Annotated in this window: 22 protein-coding genes; all 22 read left to right on the top strand. The window is 41.8% G+C overall.

Annotated features, from left to right (window positions below; genetic code table 11):
- Positions 1–63 precede the first annotated feature (63 nt).
- The 22 genes from ccrZ to D7D54_RS08085 all read left to right on the top strand — a co-directional run bounded on the left by ccrZ (position 64) and on the right by D7D54_RS08085 (position 18,185).
- Complete coding sequence (gene ccrZ, locus D7D54_RS07985) at positions 64–858, top strand: cell cycle regulator CcrZ (protein WP_016399198.1); 795 nt, start codon at positions 64–66, stop codon at positions 856–858.
- The gene (gene trmB, locus D7D54_RS07990) at positions 855–1,490 is read left to right on the top strand and encodes a tRNA (guanosine(46)-N7)-methyltransferase TrmB (RefSeq protein ID WP_120719181.1); all 636 of its coding nucleotides are present in this window, start codon (positions 855–857) and stop codon (positions 1,488–1,490) included. Before ccrZ ends, trmB begins: the two co-directional genes overlap by 4 nt.
- A gap of 125 nt (positions 1,491–1,615) precedes the next feature.
- Positions 1,616–2,095, top strand: coding sequence for a ribosome maturation factor RimP (gene rimP / locus D7D54_RS07995; protein ID WP_000338691.1), 480 nt, complete (start codon positions 1,616–1,618; stop codon positions 2,093–2,095).
- 43 nt (positions 2,096–2,138) lie between these two features.
- The gene (nusA, locus tag D7D54_RS08000; RefSeq protein WP_000032285.1) at positions 2,139–3,275 is read left to right on the top strand and encodes a transcription termination factor NusA; all 1,137 of its coding nucleotides are present in this window, start codon (positions 2,139–2,141) and stop codon (positions 3,273–3,275) included.
- Positions 3,276–3,296: 21 nt separating this feature from the next.
- Complete coding sequence (gene rnpM / locus D7D54_RS08005; protein ID WP_000857567.1) at positions 3,297–3,590, top strand: RNase P modulator RnpM; 294 nt, start codon at positions 3,297–3,299, stop codon at positions 3,588–3,590.
- Positions 3,583–3,882, top strand: a complete 300-nt coding sequence (locus D7D54_RS08010) for a YlxQ-related RNA-binding protein (RefSeq protein ID WP_001041390.1) — start codon at positions 3,583–3,585, stop codon at positions 3,880–3,882. The genes rnpM and D7D54_RS08010 overlap by 8 nt, the downstream gene beginning before the upstream one ends.
- A gap of 16 nt (positions 3,883–3,898) precedes the next feature.
- On the top strand, positions 3,899–6,691 hold the full coding sequence (gene infB, locus D7D54_RS08015; protein WP_120719182.1) for a translation initiation factor IF-2: 2,793 nt from the start codon (positions 3,899–3,901) through the stop codon (positions 6,689–6,691).
- Between the two features lie 250 nt (positions 6,692–6,941).
- The gene (gene rbfA, locus D7D54_RS08020; RefSeq protein WP_001273601.1) at positions 6,942–7,292 is read left to right on the top strand and encodes a 30S ribosome-binding factor RbfA; all 351 of its coding nucleotides are present in this window, start codon (positions 6,942–6,944) and stop codon (positions 7,290–7,292) included.
- 248 nt (positions 7,293–7,540) lie between these two features.
- Positions 7,541–8,044, top strand: a complete 504-nt coding sequence (locus D7D54_RS08025) for a hypothetical protein (RefSeq protein ID WP_084953055.1) — start codon at positions 7,541–7,543, stop codon at positions 8,042–8,044.
- 20 nt (positions 8,045–8,064) lie between these two features.
- On the top strand, positions 8,065–8,622 hold the full coding sequence (locus tag D7D54_RS08030; protein ID WP_000386260.1) for a C1 domain-containing protein: 558 nt from the start codon (positions 8,065–8,067) through the stop codon (positions 8,620–8,622).
- Between the two features lie 12 nt (positions 8,623–8,634).
- Complete coding sequence (locus D7D54_RS08035; protein WP_120719183.1) at positions 8,635–9,744, top strand: SPFH domain-containing protein; 1,110 nt, start codon at positions 8,635–8,637, stop codon at positions 9,742–9,744.
- Positions 9,745–10,005: 261 nt separating this feature from the next.
- Positions 10,006–10,785 carry a hypothetical protein gene (locus tag D7D54_RS08040; RefSeq protein ID WP_084953052.1) on the top strand — a complete coding sequence of 260 codons (780 nt, stop codon included), beginning with the start codon at positions 10,006–10,008 and terminating at the stop codon, positions 10,783–10,785.
- Position 10,786: 1 nt separating this feature from the next.
- The gene (locus D7D54_RS08045; RefSeq protein ID WP_084953051.1) at positions 10,787–10,969 is read left to right on the top strand and encodes a hypothetical protein; all 183 of its coding nucleotides are present in this window, start codon (positions 10,787–10,789) and stop codon (positions 10,967–10,969) included.
- Positions 10,966–11,118 (top strand): hypothetical protein, encoded by a 153-nt coding sequence (locus D7D54_RS09390; protein WP_167450221.1) that lies wholly within the window; start codon positions 10,966–10,968, stop codon positions 11,116–11,118. Before D7D54_RS08045 ends, D7D54_RS09390 begins: the two co-directional genes overlap by 4 nt.
- Positions 11,119–11,234: 116 nt before the next feature.
- Complete coding sequence (locus D7D54_RS08050; RefSeq protein WP_000368739.1) at positions 11,235–11,468, top strand: DUF1858 domain-containing protein; 234 nt, start codon at positions 11,235–11,237, stop codon at positions 11,466–11,468.
- Positions 11,468–12,802, top strand: a complete 1,335-nt coding sequence (locus tag D7D54_RS08055) for a DUF438 domain-containing protein (RefSeq protein WP_120719184.1) — start codon at positions 11,468–11,470, stop codon at positions 12,800–12,802. The genes D7D54_RS08050 and D7D54_RS08055 overlap by 1 nt, the downstream gene beginning before the upstream one ends.
- A 9-nt stretch (positions 12,803–12,811) precedes the next feature.
- Complete coding sequence (locus D7D54_RS08060) at positions 12,812–13,066, top strand: DUF1912 family protein (protein ID WP_120719185.1); 255 nt, start codon at positions 12,812–12,814, stop codon at positions 13,064–13,066.
- Positions 13,067–13,161: 95 nt separating this feature from the next.
- Positions 13,162–13,557 (top strand): helix-hairpin-helix domain-containing protein, encoded by a 396-nt coding sequence (locus D7D54_RS08065; protein ID WP_084864475.1) that lies wholly within the window; start codon positions 13,162–13,164, stop codon positions 13,555–13,557.
- 280 nt (positions 13,558–13,837) lie between these two features.
- Complete coding sequence (locus D7D54_RS08070) at positions 13,838–14,416, top strand: flavin reductase family protein (RefSeq protein WP_020902204.1); 579 nt, start codon at positions 13,838–13,840, stop codon at positions 14,414–14,416.
- Positions 14,403–14,963, top strand: a complete 561-nt coding sequence (locus D7D54_RS08075) for a GNAT family N-acetyltransferase (RefSeq protein ID WP_020902205.1) — start codon at positions 14,403–14,405, stop codon at positions 14,961–14,963. The genes D7D54_RS08070 and D7D54_RS08075 overlap by 14 nt, the downstream gene beginning before the upstream one ends.
- Complete coding sequence (locus D7D54_RS08080) at positions 14,963–15,541, top strand: AAA family ATPase (protein ID WP_120719186.1); 579 nt, start codon at positions 14,963–14,965, stop codon at positions 15,539–15,541. The genes D7D54_RS08075 and D7D54_RS08080 overlap by 1 nt, the downstream gene beginning before the upstream one ends.
- Positions 15,534–18,185 (top strand): valine--tRNA ligase, encoded by a 2,652-nt coding sequence (locus D7D54_RS08085; RefSeq protein ID WP_020902207.1) that lies wholly within the window; start codon positions 15,534–15,536, stop codon positions 18,183–18,185. The genes D7D54_RS08080 and D7D54_RS08085 overlap by 8 nt, the downstream gene beginning before the upstream one ends.
- Positions 18,186–18,223 lie beyond the last annotated feature (38 nt).

The raw sequence follows: 18,223 nt of genomic DNA on the forward strand, positions 1-18,223 counted from the left end.
AGCGGTTGACGAATAGGCCAAAAACTAGTAGAATAGTAAGGAAACTTTATACGGAGGAAAGAAATGGATTTGGGTGATAATGAGCTAACACTGACTCCCATACCTGGGAAAAGTGGCAAGGCTTATATGGGTAGCTATCCTGATGGGAAGCGCATCTTTGTAAAAATGAACACCTCTCCAATCCTACCTGGTCTAGCTAGAGAACAAATTGCTCCACAATTATTATGGAGTCGCCGTTTGGCAGATGGGCGTGATATGTGTGCTCAAGAATGGTTGACAGGCAAGATATTGACCCCCTATGATATGAATCGTAAACAAATCGTCAATATTTTAACCCGCCTTCATCGCTCACGTCCGTTGATGACACAGTTGAGTCGTTTGGGATATGCCATGGAAACACCTGTAGATTTACTACAGTCTTGGCAGGAAACGGCTCCAGATGCTTTGCGTAAAAATCATTTTATCAGTGAAGTGATGGCTGATTTACGTCAGACTATTCCAGGATTTAGAGAGGACCATGCGACCATTGTCCATGGAGATGTACGACATAGTAATTGGATTGAGACAGATAGTGGCTTGATTTATTTGGTAGATTGGGATTCGGTTCGCTTGACCGATCGCATGTTTGATGTGGCCCATATGCTCTGCCATTATATTCCAGAACATCAGTGGAAGGAATGGTTGACCTACTACGGTTATAAGTACAATCAAACGGTATTAAGTAAATTGTATTGGTACGGTCAATTGTCTTATTTGAGCCAGATTTCCAAGTATTATATGAACCAAGATTTAGAAAATGTCAATCGGGAGATTCATGGCCTGCGTCACTTCCGAGACAAGTATGGAAAGAGAAGATGAGAGTTAGAAATCGTAAAGGGGCGACAGAATTACTAGAAGCAAATCCCCAGTATGTAGTCCTCAATCCCTTGGAAGCCAAGGGAAAATGGCGGGACTTGTTTGGCAATGATAATCCCATTCATGTGGAAGTTGGAAGTGGAAAGGGTGCCTTTGTTTCAGGTATGGCCAAGCAAAACCCTGGCATCAACTATATCGGGATTGATATTCAAAAGTCTGTTTTGAGCTACGCTTTGGACAAGGTTCTTGAAGTTGGAGTGCCTAATATTAAGCTCTTGTGGGTAGATGGTTCTGACTTAACTGACTACTTTGAAGACGGTGAGATTGATCGCTTGTATCTGAACTTTTCAGATCCATGGCCTAAAAAACGCCATGAAAAGCGTCGTTTGACTTACAAGACCTTCTTGGATACCTTCAAGCGTATCTTACCTGAAAATGGAGAAATTCATTTCAAAACGGATAACCGTGGCTTGTTTGAGTACAGCCTAGTGAGCTTTTCTCAGTATGGCATGAAGCTCAATGGTGTTTGGCTAGACTTACATGCTAGTGATTTTGAAGGCAATGTCATGACTGAATACGAGCAAAAATTCTCCAACAAGGGGCAAGTTATCTACCGTGTTGAGGCAGAATTTTAAGAAATAGCCTGAAATCAGGCTGTATAAGTGCTTTTGCTTTACATAAGCTGGCAAACGTGCTATACTAAGAGTAAGAATATGAAAAGAGAGGCGGGGAAATATCTTCGCCTCTTGCTTATGAGGAGGTGGACGCAATCGCAACAATCGTAGAATTAGTCAGAGAAGTTGTAGAACCTGTCATCCAAGCACCTTTCGAACTCGTGGATATCGAGTATGGAAAGATTGGCAGTGACATGATTCTCAGTATTTTTGTAGATAAACCTGAAGGAATTACCTTGAACGACACAGCAGACTTGACAGAAATTATCAGTCCTGTCCTAGACACCATCAAGCCAGATCCCTTCCCAGAACAATATTTCCTAGAAATCACCAGTCCAGGCTTGGAACGTCCTTTGAAAACCAAGGATGCCGTAGCTGGAGCGGTTGGGAAATACATCCATGTCGGGCTCTACCAAGCCATCGATAAGCAAAAAGTCTTTGAAGGAACCCTGTTGGCCTTTGAAGAGGACGAGTTGACCATGGAATATATGGACAAGACGCGTAAGAAAACCGTCCAAATTCCATACAGTTTAGTATCAAAAGCACGTTTAGCAGTTAAATTATAGAAAAAGAAAGGATAGCTTTTGAGGATTCAAAAGTGAAGAAAACATGAGTAAAGAAATGCTAGAGGCCTTCCGCATTTTGGAAGAAGACAAGGGAATCAAAAAAGAAGACATCATCGACGCAGTAGTAGAGTCGCTTCGTTCCGCTTATCGCAGACGCTATGGTCAATCAGACAGCGTAGCTATTGACTTCAACGAAAAAACAGGTGATTTTACCGTTTATACTGTCCGTGAAGTGGTTGATGAAGTATTTGATAGCCGTTTGGAAATCAGCTTGAAAGATGCTCTTGCCATTAATTCAGCCTATGAGCTTGGTGACAAAATCAAGTTTGAAGAAGCACCTGCTGAGTTTGGTCGTGTAGCAGCTCAATCTGCCAAACAAACCATCATGGAAAAAATGCGCAAGCAAACACGTGCCATCACTTACAATACTTACAAAGAACATGAGCAAGAAATCATGTCTGGTACTGTAGAACGCTTTGACAACCGCTTTATCTATGTCAACCTCGGCAGCATCGAAGCCCAATTGTCAAAACAAGACCAAATTCCTGGTGAAGTTTTTGCTTCTCATGATCGTATCGAAGTCTATGTCTACAAGGTAGAAGACAACCCTCGCGGTGTCAACGTCTTTGTTAGCCGTAGCCATCCAGAAATGATTAAACGTTTGATGGAGCAAGAAATTCCAGAAGTTTATGATGGAACTGTTGAAATCATGAGCGTAGCTCGTGAAGCTGGTGACCGTACTAAGGTTGCCGTTCGTAGCCACAATCCAAACGTGGATGCTATTGGTACAATTGTTGGACGTGGTGGTGCTAATATCAAGAAGATTACTAGTAAGTTCCACCCAGCTCGCTATGATGCCAAGAGTGACCGTATGGTGCCAATCGAAGAAAACATCGACGTTATCGAGTGGGTAGCAGATCCAGCTGAATTTATATACAATGCCATCGCTCCTGCTGAGGTTGACCAAGTTATCTTTGATGAAAACGACAGCAAACGTGCCTTGGTGGTTGTTCCTGATAACAAACTTTCTCTTGCTATTGGTCGTCGTGGGCAAAACGTTCGCTTGGCAGCCCACTTGACTGGTTACCGTATCGATATCAAGTCTGCTAGCGAATTTGAAGCTATGGAAGAAGCTGGTTCGGTAGATTTGGAAGCAGAAAACGATACTGTAGAAGAATAAAAGCTGCTAGAGGAGGGAAAGATGAAAACGAGAAAAATCCCTTTGCGCAAGTCTGTTGTGTCCAATGAAGTGATTGATAAGCGTGATTTGCTCCGCATTGTCAAAAACAAGGAAGGACAAGTCTTTATCGATCCGACAGGCAAGGCCAATGGCCGTGGCGCTTATATCAAGCTAGACAATAAAGAAGCCCTAGAGGCTAAAAAGAAGAAGGTCTTTAACCGTAGCTTTGACATGGAAGTGGAAGAAAGCTTTTATGACGAGTTGATCGCTTATGTGGATCACAAAGTGAAAAGAAGAGAGTTAGGACTTGAATAAGCAAAAGATAAGCAATCTCTTGGGACTTGCTCAGAGAGCAGGGCGTATCATATCGGGTGAAGAATTGGTGGTCAAGGCCATTCAAGATGGCAAGGCCAAGTTGGTCTTTCTAGCCCATGATGCTGGACCCAATCTGACCAAGAAGATTCAAGATAAAAGTCATTATTATCAAGTAGAAATTGTAACCGTGTTTTCAACACTGGAATTAAGCATAGCAGTCGGGAAATCGAGAAAGGTTTTGGCTGTAACAGATGCTGGATTTACAAAGAAAATGAGGTCTCTTATGGAATAGAAGAGGAGGACATGATTTGTCTAAGAAAAGATTGTACGAAATCGCAAAAGAACTTGGAAAAGAAAGTAAAGAAGTTGTAGCGCGTGCAAAAGAGTTGGGCTTGGATGTGAAAAGCCACTCATCAAGTGTGGAAGAAGCTGTCGCTGCAAAAATCGCTGCCAGCTTTAAGCCTGCAGCTGCTCCGAAAGAAGAAGCAAAACCTGCAGCACCAAAAGCAAGTGCAGAAAAGAAAGCCGAGAAATCTGAACCAGCTAAACCAGCTGTAGCTAAGGAAGAGGCAAAACCTGCTGAGCCAGTCGCTCCGAAGGCAGACAAAGTAGCAGCTAAACCGCAAAGCCGTAATTTTAAGGCTGAGCGTGAAGCTCGTGCCAAAGAGCAGGCAGAACGACGCAAGCAAAATAAGGGCAATAACCGTGACCAACAACAAAACGGAAACCGTCAGAAAAACGACGGTCGTAATGGTGGAAAACAAGGTCAAGGCAACCGCGACAATCGCCGTTTTAACGACCAAGCTAAGAAACAGCAAGGTCAGCAAAATCGTGGAAATGAGCGTCGTCAACAAGAGGACAAACGTCCAAATCAAGCGACTCCACGCATTGACTTTAAAGCCCGTGCAGCAGCCCTGAAAGCAGAGCAAAACGCAGAGTACGCTCGTTCAAGCGAGGAACGTTTCAAGCAGACTCAGGCTGCCAAAGAAGCCTTGGCTCAAGCTAACAAACGCAAGGAGCCAGAGGAAATCTTTGAAGAAGCTGCTAAGTTAGCTGAACAAGCGCAACAAGTTCAAGCAGTGGTTGAAACAGCTCCTGTGAAAAAAGAAGTTGCAGTGGATACACGTCGTAAGAAGCAAGCCCGACCAGACAAAGAGCGCGATGATTACGATCGCGAAGAAGATGGTCCTAGAAAACAACAAAAGAATCGAAGTAGTCAAAATCAAGTGAGAAATCAAAGAAATAGTAACTGGAATAACAACAAAAAGAACAAAAAAGGCAATAACAAGAACAACCGTAATCAGACTCCAAAACCTGTTACAGAACGTAAATTCCATGAATTGCCAACAGAATTTGAGTATACAGATGGTATGACCGTTGCGGAAATCGCAAAACGTATCAAACGTGAACCAGCTGAAATCGTTAAGAAACTCTTTATGATGGGTGTCATGGCCACACAAAACCAATCCTTGGATGGGGAAACAATTGAACTCCTCATGGTGGATTATGGTATCGAAGCCAAACAAAAGGTTGAAGTGGATAATGCCGATATCGAACGTTTCTTTGTCGAAGATGGTTATCTTAATGAAGATGAGTTGGTTGAGCGTCCACCAGTTGTAACTATCATGGGACACGTTGACCACGGTAAAACAACTCTCCTAGATACCCTTCGTAACTCTCGTGTTGCGACAGGTGAAGCAGGTGGTATCACTCAGCATATCGGTGCCTACCAAATTGTGGAAAATGGCAAGAAGATCACCTTCCTTGATACACCAGGACACGCGGCCTTTACATCGATGCGTGCGCGTGGTGCGTCTGTTACCGATATTACTATCTTGGTTGTAGCGGCAGATGACGGGGTTATGCCTCAGACTATCGAAGCCATCAACCACTCAAAAGCGGCCAACGTTCCAATCATCGTAGCCATCAACAAAATTGATAAACCAGGTGCCAACCCAGAACGTGTTATCGGTGAATTGGCAGAGCATGGAGTTATGTCAACAGCTTGGGGCGGAGATTCTGAATTTGTTGAAATCTCGGCTAAATTCAACCAAAACATCGAAGAATTGTTGGAAACAGTCCTTCTTGTGGCTGAAATCCAAGAACTCAAGGCAGACCCAACAGTTCGTGCGATTGGTACAGTTATCGAAGCGCGCTTGGATAAAGGAAAAGGTGCGGTTGCAACCCTTCTTGTGCAACAAGGTACCTTGAATGTTCAAGACCCAATCGTTGTCGGAAATACTTTCGGTCGTGTCCGTGCTATGACCAATGACCTTGGTCGTCGTGTTAAAGTTGCTGGACCATCAACACCAGTTTCTATCACAGGTTTGAACGAAGCGCCAATGGCGGGTGACCACTTTGCCGTTTACGAAGATGAAAAATCTGCGCGTGCAGCCGGTGAAGAGCGTGCCAAACGTGCCCTCATGAAACAACGTCAAGCTACCCAACGTGTCAGCCTTGAAAACCTCTTTGATACCCTTAAAGCTGGTGAACTCAAATCTGTTAACGTTATCATCAAGGCTGATGTACAAGGTTCAGTTGAAGCCCTTTCTGCATCACTTCAAAAGATCGATGTGGAAGGTGTCAAAGTGACCATTGTTCACTCGGCTGTCGGTGCCATCAACGAATCTGACGTGACTCTTGCTGAAGCTTCAAATGCTTTCATCGTTGGTTTCAACGTACGCCCTACACCACAAGCTCGTCAACAGGCAGAAGCTGACGATGTGGAAATCCGTCTCCACAGCATTATCTATAAGGTTATCGAAGAGATGGAAGAAGCCATGAAAGGGATGCTTGACCCAGAATTTGAAGAAAAAGTTATCGGTGAAGCAGTTATCCGTGAAACCTTCAAGGTGTCTAAAGTCGGAACTATCGGTGGATTCATGGTTATCAACGGTAAGGTTACCCGTGACTCTAAAGTTCGTGTTATCCGTGATGGTGTCGTTATCTATGACGGCGAACTCGCAAGCTTGAAACACTACAAAGATGACGTCAAAGAAGTTACAAACGGTCGTGAAGGTGGATTGATGATTGATGGCTACAATGATATCAAAACTGATGATGTGATTGAGGCCTACGTCATGGAAGAAATCAAGAGATAAGATTTTTGCTCCTTTCTTAGGTGGTGAGGGACGCAAGCAAACCGATGGTTTCATTGCTTATTTTTGAGCCTATAGTCTCAAAAATCCCCTGTGATGGAACTGATTTATCAGTTCCATCACTTTCACCACAGCGAAAGAAGCGGATGAGTTCAAATTGCACTTCGTTTCAATTTGAACTGAAAATCAATAAATTTAAAAATAGCTAGGTCTGCTGGCCTAGCTTTTGGTTCAAAGTAGAGAAAGGAATATCATGGCAAATCATTTCCGTACGGATCGTGTGGGCATGGAAATCAAGCGTGAAGTCAATGAGATTTTGCAAAAGAAAGTCCGTGATCCGCGTGTCCAAGGCGTGACCATCACAGATGTTCAGATGCTGGGTGACTTGTCTGTTGCCAAGGTTTACTATACCATTTTGAGTAACCTTGCTTCGGATAACCAAAAAGCTCAAATCGGGCTTGAAAAAGCGACTGGTACCATCAAACGTGAACTTGGTCGCAATTTGAAATTGTACAAAATCCCAGATTTGACCTTCGTCAAAGACGAATCCATCGAATATGGAAACAAGATTGACGAAATGCTACGCAATCTGGATAAGAACTAAGAAGGAGGGGAAACCCTCTTTTTTGGTGGAGGAAAATAGGTGGAATTTGAAATGGGAAAATATTCTTTTATAGTGGATTGAAAATCAAATTAATTTCTAAAAATGTTTTAGCAATCGTTTCCTACTATTCTAGATTCAATATACTATAACTAGAATTCTGTATTTTTAAAGGTTAGCTAATTAGAAAATGCTTTTTTTTTTTAGCAAATATGATATGATGATTTCATAAATAAAAGGAGATTCTATTAATGAATAATGTAAAAAAAGTTTGTCGTTTAGCTTTGTTATGTCTTTCCGTCTCTACCCTAGTTGCTTGTAGTTCTCTATCTGAAAAAACAAGTAGCTCTTCTAGTGAGAATCAAACAGAAGCTTCATCTAGTAGTTCTGAAAAGAAAGGGTTGCTTGCCAAAGCAAAAGAAAAACTCAGTTCAAGCGATTTTAACCCACAAGATGTTAGCGATACGACAATTGAGTCTATAAAAACCTATGAAGATTACTTGATTATGAATGAGAAAATAATCGATAATTACTATACAGAAGCAGACGAAGCCTTTAAAGGAACTGTTTTAGAAGATAGCGCTGCTATCCAAGAACTAAAAGATAGAACTAAAAAAGAAATGGAAGATCTGAAAAAACAATATGGTCCACTCAAGAAAGCACCGATTCAAGGAAAAGAAGAAGTGATTAAGACTCTAAAAGATTATCGTGATAATCTACATGAACAAGTGGAGCAGTGGAAAGCTAGTCTTTAATAGGAAGAGTGGAGTTCAATATGGATTATCAATTATTGCCGCATGAATATATGGTTATGAATAGTGACCATGTGAGTTTTGGGAAAAGCGGTTTGTCTACAGATGAATTAATTTTAACGAATCTACACTTAATACATATCAAAAAAGGTTTTTGGGGAGGGAAAAAAGACCAAGTTACAATACCCATTAACCAGATTAAAATTTTTGAAGGGAAACCTCAAGTTTCAGTAACCAAAACCAATGGTGTGAAACGGTTGGAAATTTATTATAATGGCGGGCAAGCTATCTTTTCATTTAATAATACTAAGGATACTGACAAGTGGGCTAGAAACATTATTAAATTGATTTCAGGTGATACAAGTAATTTTGAAACCTTGGGAGATAGTAGCTTGTTTGGAGCAGATGTTTTGGCAGAAACATTTAAGGATACATTTGACACTTTTAAAGCAGGGCTTGGGATTAAGGATGCAGAGCCAGAAAAGATTTCAACCAAGTGTAGCTTTTGTGGAGCACCTTTGTCAGGTCAAGTGAAGCAAACAGTAAGATGTGCCTATTGTGATATGGAGCAGAGTTTATAAGGGGGCAATTAAATGGGGTTGATAAAAGTAATCACAGATTCTATCGGTGGGACATTTGCAGATCAGTGGAAAGAAATTATCACAGTTCGAGCTTTTGATGAACATACAGCTGTAAGTCCAGGTATTGTTCAAGAAAGTAATAATGGTAGGGGTGTCAATACGAAGGGATCTGTAGGTGTTATTTCCAACGGATCTAAGATTTTTATTCCAGAAAATACTGCTGCCTTTATCTTTAGTCAGTCTGGTATCGAGGAAATTATTACAGAACCAGGTGGATATGAATACAAAAATGGTGAGAGCAGTGTTTTTAACGGTGATGGATTGAAAAAGTCACTGTTTGACAATGTTGTTAATCGTGTTGGATTCGGTGGTCAAAGTGATCAGCAAAAACAGATTTGTTTTGTTAATTTGAGAGAAATTCGTGATATTAAATTTGGAACTCGTGGTCCAGTCATGTATAATGATTTGTTTTATGGGACAGATTTAGAAGTACGTGCTTTTGGAACATTTTCTATCCAAATTACAGATGCTAAGCAATTTATCAGAAACTTTCTTCCTGCCAATGTGACTTATTATACCTTTGATAGCGCTCAAGCTAGATCACAAATAGTAACAGAATTTCTTCAATCTTTTATTGTTGCACTTAATTCTTTGTCAACAACTTATCGTATTTCACAATTACCCTCACAAGCTGCAGTTCTTGCAGAACAAGTATCAAATGATGGACAGTATGCAGGGACTTGGAAAGAACGTTTTGGATTTGAAATTGTAAAAGTTGCCATTGCTAATATTGAGTTTTCACCAGAATCTAAGGAATTGGTTAAACAATTTTCATCAAATAAGATGAATTTAAAAGCTTATGATGATGTATCGCAGAAAGCTTCTAATATTGCAGCACAACAAAAAATTGCATCAGGAGTGGAGCAACATGGTCTAGGTGATAGTGCTGAAATGATATTTGGAATGAATATGGCTCAAAGTTTAGATGAAAAAGCCATGAAACCAAGTCTATCATTAGATGAGCAAATCGAAGCACTTACAAAACTAAAATCTCTTTTAGATGCAGGTATATTATCTCAGGAAGAATTTGATCGAAAGAAAAAAGAAATTATGGATTTATAAGATAAAGCTCGAAAGTTCATAGTTAGTGTGTATTCAAGGAACATTTTAGGTGAAACAATAATAGACTATCGTTCACAGATAGAATATCATGTTGTAAAGGTAGGAGTTGAATATTTTAGCTGTCTCTACAAAGACTATTAAAAATCTTTAACAAATAAGTTGCTAAGGATTTTTTGAAAATTTTTGAGGGGAATTTGAAACATACTTTAAAAGAGTATGCTATCATAGAATATAACTTACAGAAGTAAAAGGAGTTTGTATATGGCTGAACAAGAGTTGGCTATGCAAGTATTGCAACAAGTGGTGAAACTACCTGTTGTTAAGGTTGATCGTTCGAAATTTTTAGTGGATAAGTTTTCCAAAGAATTGGATCCACAGGACATTCCTACTTTATTAGAACAAGGCCCAACGTCTCTCTTATCTCAAGAAACTTTAGATCGAGTGGCTAATGCCTGCATTAGGGATAATGTTTTATTGGCGAGTGGAACTTCTGTTTTGGCAGGATTACCTGGAGGGATTGCTATGGCGATTACTATTCCAGCTGATGTAGCTCAATTTTATGGTTTCTCTCTGAAATTGGCTCAAGAATTAGGTTATATTTATGGTTATGAAGATCTTTGGGCTTCACGCGATGAGTTGAGTGAAGATGCTCAAAATACCCTCTTGCTTTATCTAGGTGTCATGTTGGGGGTGAATGGAACCGCTGCCTTGCTACGTGCAGGTGGTATAACAATTGCCAAACAGGTAATGAAAACAGTACCTAATAAAGCTTTAACAAAGACGCTTTGGTACCCTATTTTGAAAAAAGTCTTAAGAATATTTGGTGTGAATCTTACCAAGGGAGGGTTAGCCAAAGGAATGGGGAAATTCATACCTATCTTGGGAGGTATCATTTCAGGTGGTTTAACCTTTGCAACTATGAAACCAATGGGGGAAAGCTTGCAGAAAGAATTGTCCAAGCTAGTCAACTATAGTGAAGTTCAATATCAAGAAGATGTTGAAACGATCCGAAAAGAGGCTGAAATCATCGAAGGAGAGTGATATGGGACTCATAAAAACTCTAGCTAAAACTTATGGGAATTACTTTTTGACCATGCAAGGTGTAAAAGTAATGAGAACGATAAAGAAAGATGACAATGTTGTTGTCAGTCTAGGTAAACTTTTTATTGCAGACAAGTTAATGGATACGGCTCGATGGCTCATCAAGCCAGAGGAGAGAGAATGAAATTTTTTTTGGGTCTTCTTGCCATTCTTTTTATCAAACCGATTATTGGGATTGTGAAATTCTTGTGGATGATCATCTCTTTTGCAGTCCAATTGCTGTTTTACAAGATATTATTTAAACTATTGGATTGGCTCTTTAAACTTATTTAGATGGTCATCCAAGTCGTGGGGAACTAGCAGGTCTTGTACTGCTAGTTTTTTAATCTCTTTCCTTATGGTATAATATAAGCAGTAAAATCATTTTAAAAAATTCAGTGGAGGTCGTCATGGACAATATCATCGATGTGTCAATTCCTGTTGCAGAAGTGGTGGACAAGCATCCAGAAGTCTTGGAAATTCTAGTGGAGCTAGGTTTTAAACCTCTTGCTAATCCCTTGATGCGCAACACAGTCGGTCGCAAGGTATCGCTCAAACAGGGTTCTAAGCTGGAAGGGACTCCTATGGACAAGATTGTCCGCACACTGGAAGCAAATGGCTACGAAGTGATTGGATTAGACTAATGGCAGATGAACGGATTCATGTCCTACGGGATATTTTGTTAGAATTGCATAATGGCGCCTCTCCTGAGTCGGTTCAGGAGCGTTTTGATGCGACCTTTACAGGTGTTTCAGCCATCGAGATTTCGCTCATGGAGCACGAGCTGATGAACTCAGAGTCAGGTGTCACCTTTGAAGATGTTATGGAACTCTGTGATGTCCATGCCAATCTTTTTAAAAATGCTGTTAAGGGTGTCGAAGTTGCAGATACTGAGCATCCAGGCCACCCAGTTCGTGTCTTCAAGGAAGAAAATCTGGCTCTCCGTGCAGCTTTAATTCGCATTAGGAGGTTGTTAGATACCTATGAGTCTATGGAAGACGAGGAAATGCTTTCGGAGATGCGTAAGGGTTTGATCCGTCAGATGGGACTTGTGGGTCAATTTGATATCCATTACCAGCGTAAGGAAGAGCTCTTTTTCCCCATCATGGAGCGCTATGGACATGATTCACCTCCTAAGGTTATGTGGGGAGTGGATGATCAGATCAGGGAACTCTTTCAAACAGCTTTAACGACAGCCAAGTCACTACCAGAAGTGTCGATTAGCACTGTAAAGGAAACTTTTGAAGCCTTTGCGACAGAGTTTGAAAGTATGATTTTCAAGGAAGAGTCCATCCTTCTCATGATTCTCCTTGAGTCCTTTACTCAGGATGACTGGCTTCAGATTGCAGAGGAGAGCGATGCCTATGGCTATGCCATCATCCGTCCGTCTGAGAAATGGGTGCCAGAACGCCAGAGTTTTATTGAGGAAAAGAATACAGAGGAACCCGTGCAACTAGACACTGCTGAAGGCCAAGTTCAACAAGTCATAGATACGCCAGAAGGTCAGTTTACCATTACCTTTACCCCTAAGGAAAAGGAAGCAGTGTTGGACCGCCATAGTCAACAGACTTTTGGCAATGGCTATCTCTCGGTCGAGCAGGCCAATCTCATCCTCAATCACCTCCCTATGGAGATTACCTTTGTCAATAAAGATGATATTTTCCAGTATTACAATGACAATACACCGGCTGATGAGATGATTTTCAAACGGACGCCGTCACAAGTTGGGCGCAATGTTGAACTTTGCCATCCGCCTAAGTACTTGGACAAGGTCAAAACTATCATGAAGGGACTTCGTGAGGGTACTAAGGATAAGTATGAAATGTGGTTCAAGTCTGAGTCACGAGGTAAGTTTGTCCACATCACCTACGCGGCAGTGCACGATGAAAACGGAGAATTCCAAGGAGTGCTGGAGTATGTTCAGGATATTCAACCCTACCGTGAGATTGACACGGACTATTTCCGTGGATTAGAATAAGGAGAAAAAATGAGTTACGAACAAGAATTTATGAAGGAATTTGAAGCTTGGGTTAATACCCAGATTATGATTAACGACATGGCGCTCAAGGAAAGCCAAAAGGTCTATGAAGAAGACCAAGACGAGCGTGCCAAAGATGCTATGATTCGTTACGAAAGCCGTTTGGATGCTTATCAGTTCTTGCTTGGAAAATTTGATAATTTCAAAGCAGGCAAGGGATTCCATGATTTGCCAGATGGCTTGTTTGGTGAGCGAAATTATTAAACGAGAAAGATTCTTGATTTTTTACTAAAATCTTGATAGAATATTTATATTAAATCCTTGTCAGAGCAGGGATTTTTTATTGAAAGGATTTTATCATGTCAAAGAAACTCAATCGTAAAAAACAATTACGAAATAGTCTCCGTCGCGCAGGTGCCTTTTCAAGTGCTGTGACTAAGGTTGTAGAAGAGACAAAAAAAGTCGTGAAACGTGCAGAACAGTCAGCAAGCCAAGCTGGTAAGGCTGTTTCTAAAAAAGTTGAGCAAGCAGTAGAAGCTACTAAAGAGCAAGCTCAAAAAGTAGCCAATTCTGTGGAAGATTTTGCAGCAAACTTGGGTGGACTTCCACTTGATCGTGCCAAAACTTTCTATGATGAAGGAATCAAGTCTGCGTCAGATTTCAAAAACTGGACTGAAAAAGAACTCCTTGCTTTGAAAGGAATCGGCCCAGCTACCATCAAGAAATTGAAAGAAAACGGCATTAAGTTCAAGTAATCTTTCTTGTTCCTTGCAATTCCAAGAAAAACTTGCTACAATAAAGCCATCAGAGGTGTTTTGAATCCCACATTTTACAGAAAGTGGCGGTGCTGAGAAGTCCACAAATGTGTCAAAACTGGTTACTGATGGATGAAAAATGAAATATTACTGTCTTTTTATTTTAAAGACAAGAGTTGCGGGCTTTGCCCGAAATTGGGTGGTACCGCGGATAGCACATTCGTCCCTGTCATATAGATGGCAGGGCTTTTCTTTTGTATCTTGGTCAAAGGAGGTTGTTATGAAGCAATCTTTTAACACAAGTAAACTCTATTATGGTTTTCCTATCTTCATTTTGGGATATCAGGATCAGAATTTTGGACACAATATAACGACCTGTAGCTCCTCTTATAGTCTGGGAGATTGGCTAGTCATCGGTGTTGGTGCTGAGGAAAATGCGGCTGATCAGATAAAGTACTATCAGAAGTTTACTGTGAATATCCCTGATGAAAATCTCATGCTCGAGATGGAGCAGGCTGGTTTTATCAGTCATCGAGAGAAATTGAGACACCTGGGGCTAGACTACGAGATTTCTGAACGGAGCCAGGCACCGATTTTAAAGGACTGTCCAGTAGTATTGGATTGTCAAGTAGATCGGATTATCGAGGAAGATGGAATCTGTCATATCTTTGCTAAGATTATCGAACGACTAGCTGATCCAGAACTTTTGGATGACAAGGGGCATTTTAAGAATGACCGTTTTGCGCCGACTTACTTTATGGGGGATGGCCACCAGCGCGTTTATCGTTATCTAGATGACCGAGTTGATCCCATGGGAAGCTTTATCAAGAAAGCGAGGAAGAAGGATGACAAGAGCTGAACTGCCAGAACGATTAGAAACAGAACGGCTAGTCTTGCGAGTCCGTACCGTGGCTGATGCCGAGGCCATCCATGCCTACGCTAGTTTGCCAGAGGTCGCCTATCCAGCAGGCTTTCCGCCCGTCAAGAGCTTGGAAGATGAGATTTATTATCTGGAGCATATTCTTCCAGAACGCAATCAAAAGAACAATCTCCCAGCGGGCTATGGAATTGTCGTCAAAGGAACCGATAAAGTCATTGGTTCTGTTGACTTCAACCATCGCCATGCGGATGATGTGCTAGAGCTTGGCTATACCTTGCATCCAGACTATTGGGGTCGAGGCTATGTACCAGAAGCAGCGCGTGCCTTGGTCGATTTAGCCTTTAAAGATTTGGGTCTTCACAAGATTGAATTGACTTGTTTTGATTATAATGTCCAAAGTCAACGAGTCGCAGAGAAACTTGGATTTACCCTCGAAGCTCGTATCCGAGACCGTAAAGATGTTCAAGGAAACCGCTGTGACAGTCTGATATATGGTTTGCTGAGAAGTGAGTGGGAGGTAGTTTGATGCACATTTTCATCATTGGGGCTCCGGCTTCTGGGAAAATGACGATTGGTCAAGAGTTATCTCGACTGACAGATGCTACCCTATTTTATAACCATCAAGCCATCGATTTTGCATTAGAAATCTATCAGGACTTTACAGAGGAAATGTGGGAATTTGTTCGTGGAATCACCTTTTCTTTCCTTGGAGCAAGTGCAAGAAATCAGCGATCAGTAATTTTAACTGACGTAATTGATTTTTCAAATCAGTACCAGCTGATGTATTTAAAGCAAATTCAGGATTTGTTGGATAACTTTCATCAAGAGATTCTGTTTGTTGAGTTGGAAACAAGTCTTGAAGAGCGTTTACGTCGAAACCGAACGGAGAATCGATTAAATCACAAACCCTTAAAACGACATATTGAGGTATCTGAAAGAGAAATTTTAGAGACCGCTGAAACACTTCAATTACATTCTCAACATCAACCAAATGAGTTGCACCATTACTTTAAAATAAATAATACGAGTTTGACTGCAAAAGAAGCTGCTAAGCAAATTCAAAATAAAATGAACAAAATAGAGAAAGGACAAACACATGTCTAAAGAACTTTCACCTAAATACAATCCAGCCGAAGTTGAGGCTGGTCGTTACCAAAAATGGCTTGATGCGGATGTTTTCAAGCCTTCAGGCGATCAAAAGGCTAAGCCTTATTCAATCGTGATCCCACCACCAAACGTAACTGGTAAACTTCACCTGGGTCACGCTTGGGATACAACTTTGCAAGATATTATCATCCGTCAAAAACGTATGCAAGGTTTTGACACCCTTTGGCTTCCAGGTATGGACCACGCGGGGATTGCCACTCAGGCTAAGGTTGAGGAGCGCTTGCGTGGTGAAGGCATTACGCGTTATGACCTCGGTCGTGAAAAATTCCTCGATAAGGTTTGGGAATGGAAAGACGAATATGCCACTACTATCAAGGAACAATGGGGCAAGATGGGTCTCTCTGTAGACTACTCTCGTGAGCGTTTCACTCTTGACGAAGGTTTGTCAAAAGCTGTTCGTAAGGTCTTCGTGGACCTTTACAAAAAAGGTTGGATCTACCGTGGTGAGTTTATCATCAACTGGGATCCAGCAGCTCGCACAGCCCTTTCTGATATCGAAGTTATCCACAAGGACGTAGAAGGTGCCTTCTACCACATGAACTACATGCTGGAAGATGGCTCACGCGCCCTTGAAGTTGCGACAACTCGTCCAGAGACCATGTTTGGAGACGTAGCTGTTGCGGTCAATCCAGAAGATCCACGCTACAAGGACCTGATTGGCAAAAACGTCATCCTTCCAATCGCTAATAAATTGATCCCAATCGTTGGGGATGAGCATGCAGATCCTGAGTTTGGTACTGGTGTTGTGAAAATCACACCTGCCCACGATCCAAATGACTTCTTGGTTGGTCAACGCCATAACTTGCCACAAGTTAACGTCATGAACGACGACGGAACTATGAATGACTTGGCCTTTGAATTTGCAGGCATGGATCGTTTTGAAGCTCGTAAGGCAGTCGTTGCTAAGCTGGAAGAAATCGGTGCCCTTGTTAAAATCGAAAAACGTGTCCATAGTGTTGGTCACTCAGAGCGTACAGGTGTTGTGGTTGAACCACGCTTGTCTACGCAATGGTTCGTTAAGATGGACCAATTGGCCAAAAATGCTATTGCTAACCAAGATACAGAAGACAAGGTAGAATTCTACCCGCCACGTTTCAACGATACCTTCCTCCAATGGATGGAAAATGTCCACGACTGGGTTATCTCTCGTCAGCTCTGGTGGGGTCACCAAATCCCTGCTTGGTACAATGCTGAAGGTGAAATGTATGTTGGCGAAGAAGCTCCAGAAGGTGACGGATGGACTCAGGACGAAGACGTCTTGGATACTTGGTTTAGTTCTGCCCTTTGGCCATTCTCAACCATGGGCTGGCCTGATGTCGATTCAGAAGACTTCAAACGTTACTTCCCAACTTCAACCTTGGTAACAGGTTACGATATTATCTTCTTCTGGGTGTCTCGTATGATCTTCCAATCATTGGAATTCACGGGTCGTCAGCCATTCCAAAACGTTCTTATTCACGGTCTCATTCGTGACGAGCAAGGACGCAAGATGTCTAAATCTCTCGGTAACGGGATTGACCCGATGGATGTCATCGAGAAATACGGTGCTGATGCCCTTCGTTGGTTCCTCTCAAACGGTTCTGCGCCAGGACAAGACGTCCGCTTCTCTTACGAGAAAATGGATGCTTCATGGAACTTCATTAACAAAATCTGGAACATCTCTCGCTACATCCTTATGAACAATGAAGGCTTGACCCTTGAGCAAGCAACTGCCAATGTGGAAAAAGTTGTCAACAAGGAAGCTGGAAATGTCACAGACCGCTGGATTCTCCACAACCTCAATGAAACTATTGGAAAAGCAACTGCTAACTTTGACAAGTTTGAGTTTGGTGTCGCTGGGCATATCCTTTACAACTTCATCTGGGATGAATTTGCGGACTGGTATGTTGAATTGACCAAGGAAGTTCTTTATAGCGATAACGAAGAAGAGAAAGTTATCACACGTTCTGTTCTCCTTTATACTTTGGACAAGATCCTTCGTCTCCTTCACCCAATCATGCCATTCGTGACAGAGGAAATCTTTGGGCAAATCTCAGAAGGTTCTATCGTGACAGCAGAATACCCAACTGTTAATCCAACCTTTGAAGACCTGGCGGCTCACACAGGTGTCGAAAGTCTCAAAGACTTGATCCGTGCCGTTCGTAATGCGCGTGCAGAAGTAAATGTAGCACCAAGCAAGCCAATCACCATCCTTGTTAAGACAAGCGATAGCGCCTTGGAGGCCTTCTTTAACAGCAATGTCAACTACATCAAACGCTTCACAAATCCAGAACACTTGGAAATCGCATCAAGCATCCCTGCACCTGAACTCGCTATGTCAAGCGTCATCACAGGAGCAGAAATCTACTTGCCACTGGCAGACCTCCTCAATGTCGAAGAAGAACTAGCTCGTCTCGACAAGGAACTGGCTAAATGGCAAAAAGAACTGGACATGGTCGGTAAGAAGCTCTCTAACGAACGCTTCGTAGCCAATGCCAAACCAGAAGTCGTCCAAAAAGAACGCGACAAACAAGCCGACTACCAAGCCAAATACGACGCGACCGTAGCACGTATTGACGAGATGAAGAAGTTGGTGAAATAAACACAGAAACACGGTGATGAGCCGTGTTTTTTGGTATA

The sequence above is a fragment of the Streptococcus chosunensis genome (assembly GCF_003626515.1).
Lineage (GTDB): Bacteria > Bacillota > Bacilli > Lactobacillales > Streptococcaceae > Streptococcus > Streptococcus chosunensis.

Bases quoted from the DNA above. Each gene is read 5' to 3' on its own strand.
- ccrZ (WP_016399198.1), top strand. From the start codon at position 64: ATGGATTTGGGTGATAATGAGCTAACACTGACTCCCATACCTGGGAAA.
- trmB (WP_120719181.1), top strand. From the start codon at position 855: ATGAGAGTTAGAAATCGTAAAGGGGCGACAGAATTACTAGAAGCAAAT.
- nusA (WP_000032285.1), top strand. From the start codon at position 2,139: ATGAGTAAAGAAATGCTAGAGGCCTTCCGCATTTTGGAAGAAGACAAG.
- rnpM (WP_000857567.1), top strand. From the start codon at position 3,297: ATGAAAACGAGAAAAATCCCTTTGCGCAAGTCTGTTGTGTCCAATGAA.
- rbfA (WP_001273601.1), top strand. From the start codon at position 6,942: ATGGCAAATCATTTCCGTACGGATCGTGTGGGCATGGAAATCAAGCGT.
- D7D54_RS08025 (WP_084953055.1), top strand. From the start codon at position 7,541: ATGAATAATGTAAAAAAAGTTTGTCGTTTAGCTTTGTTATGTCTTTCC.
- D7D54_RS08030 (WP_000386260.1), top strand. From the start codon at position 8,065: ATGGATTATCAATTATTGCCGCATGAATATATGGTTATGAATAGTGAC.
- D7D54_RS08035 (WP_120719183.1), top strand. From the start codon at position 8,635: ATGGGGTTGATAAAAGTAATCACAGATTCTATCGGTGGGACATTTGCA.
- D7D54_RS08040 (WP_084953052.1), top strand. From the start codon at position 10,006: ATGGCTGAACAAGAGTTGGCTATGCAAGTATTGCAACAAGTGGTGAAA.
- D7D54_RS08045 (WP_084953051.1), top strand. From the start codon at position 10,787: ATGGGACTCATAAAAACTCTAGCTAAAACTTATGGGAATTACTTTTTG.
- D7D54_RS09390 (WP_167450221.1), top strand. From the start codon at position 10,966: ATGAAATTTTTTTTGGGTCTTCTTGCCATTCTTTTTATCAAACCGATT.
- D7D54_RS08050 (WP_000368739.1), top strand. From the start codon at position 11,235: ATGGACAATATCATCGATGTGTCAATTCCTGTTGCAGAAGTGGTGGAC.
- D7D54_RS08055 (WP_120719184.1), top strand. From the start codon at position 11,468: ATGGCAGATGAACGGATTCATGTCCTACGGGATATTTTGTTAGAATTG.
- D7D54_RS08060 (WP_120719185.1), top strand. From the start codon at position 12,812: ATGAGTTACGAACAAGAATTTATGAAGGAATTTGAAGCTTGGGTTAAT.
- D7D54_RS08065 (WP_084864475.1), top strand. From the start codon at position 13,162: ATGTCAAAGAAACTCAATCGTAAAAAACAATTACGAAATAGTCTCCGT.
- D7D54_RS08070 (WP_020902204.1), top strand. From the start codon at position 13,838: ATGAAGCAATCTTTTAACACAAGTAAACTCTATTATGGTTTTCCTATC.
- D7D54_RS08075 (WP_020902205.1), top strand. From the start codon at position 14,403: ATGACAAGAGCTGAACTGCCAGAACGATTAGAAACAGAACGGCTAGTC.
- D7D54_RS08080 (WP_120719186.1), top strand. From the start codon at position 14,963: ATGCACATTTTCATCATTGGGGCTCCGGCTTCTGGGAAAATGACGATT.
- D7D54_RS08085 (WP_020902207.1), top strand. From the start codon at position 15,534: ATGTCTAAAGAACTTTCACCTAAATACAATCCAGCCGAAGTTGAGGCT.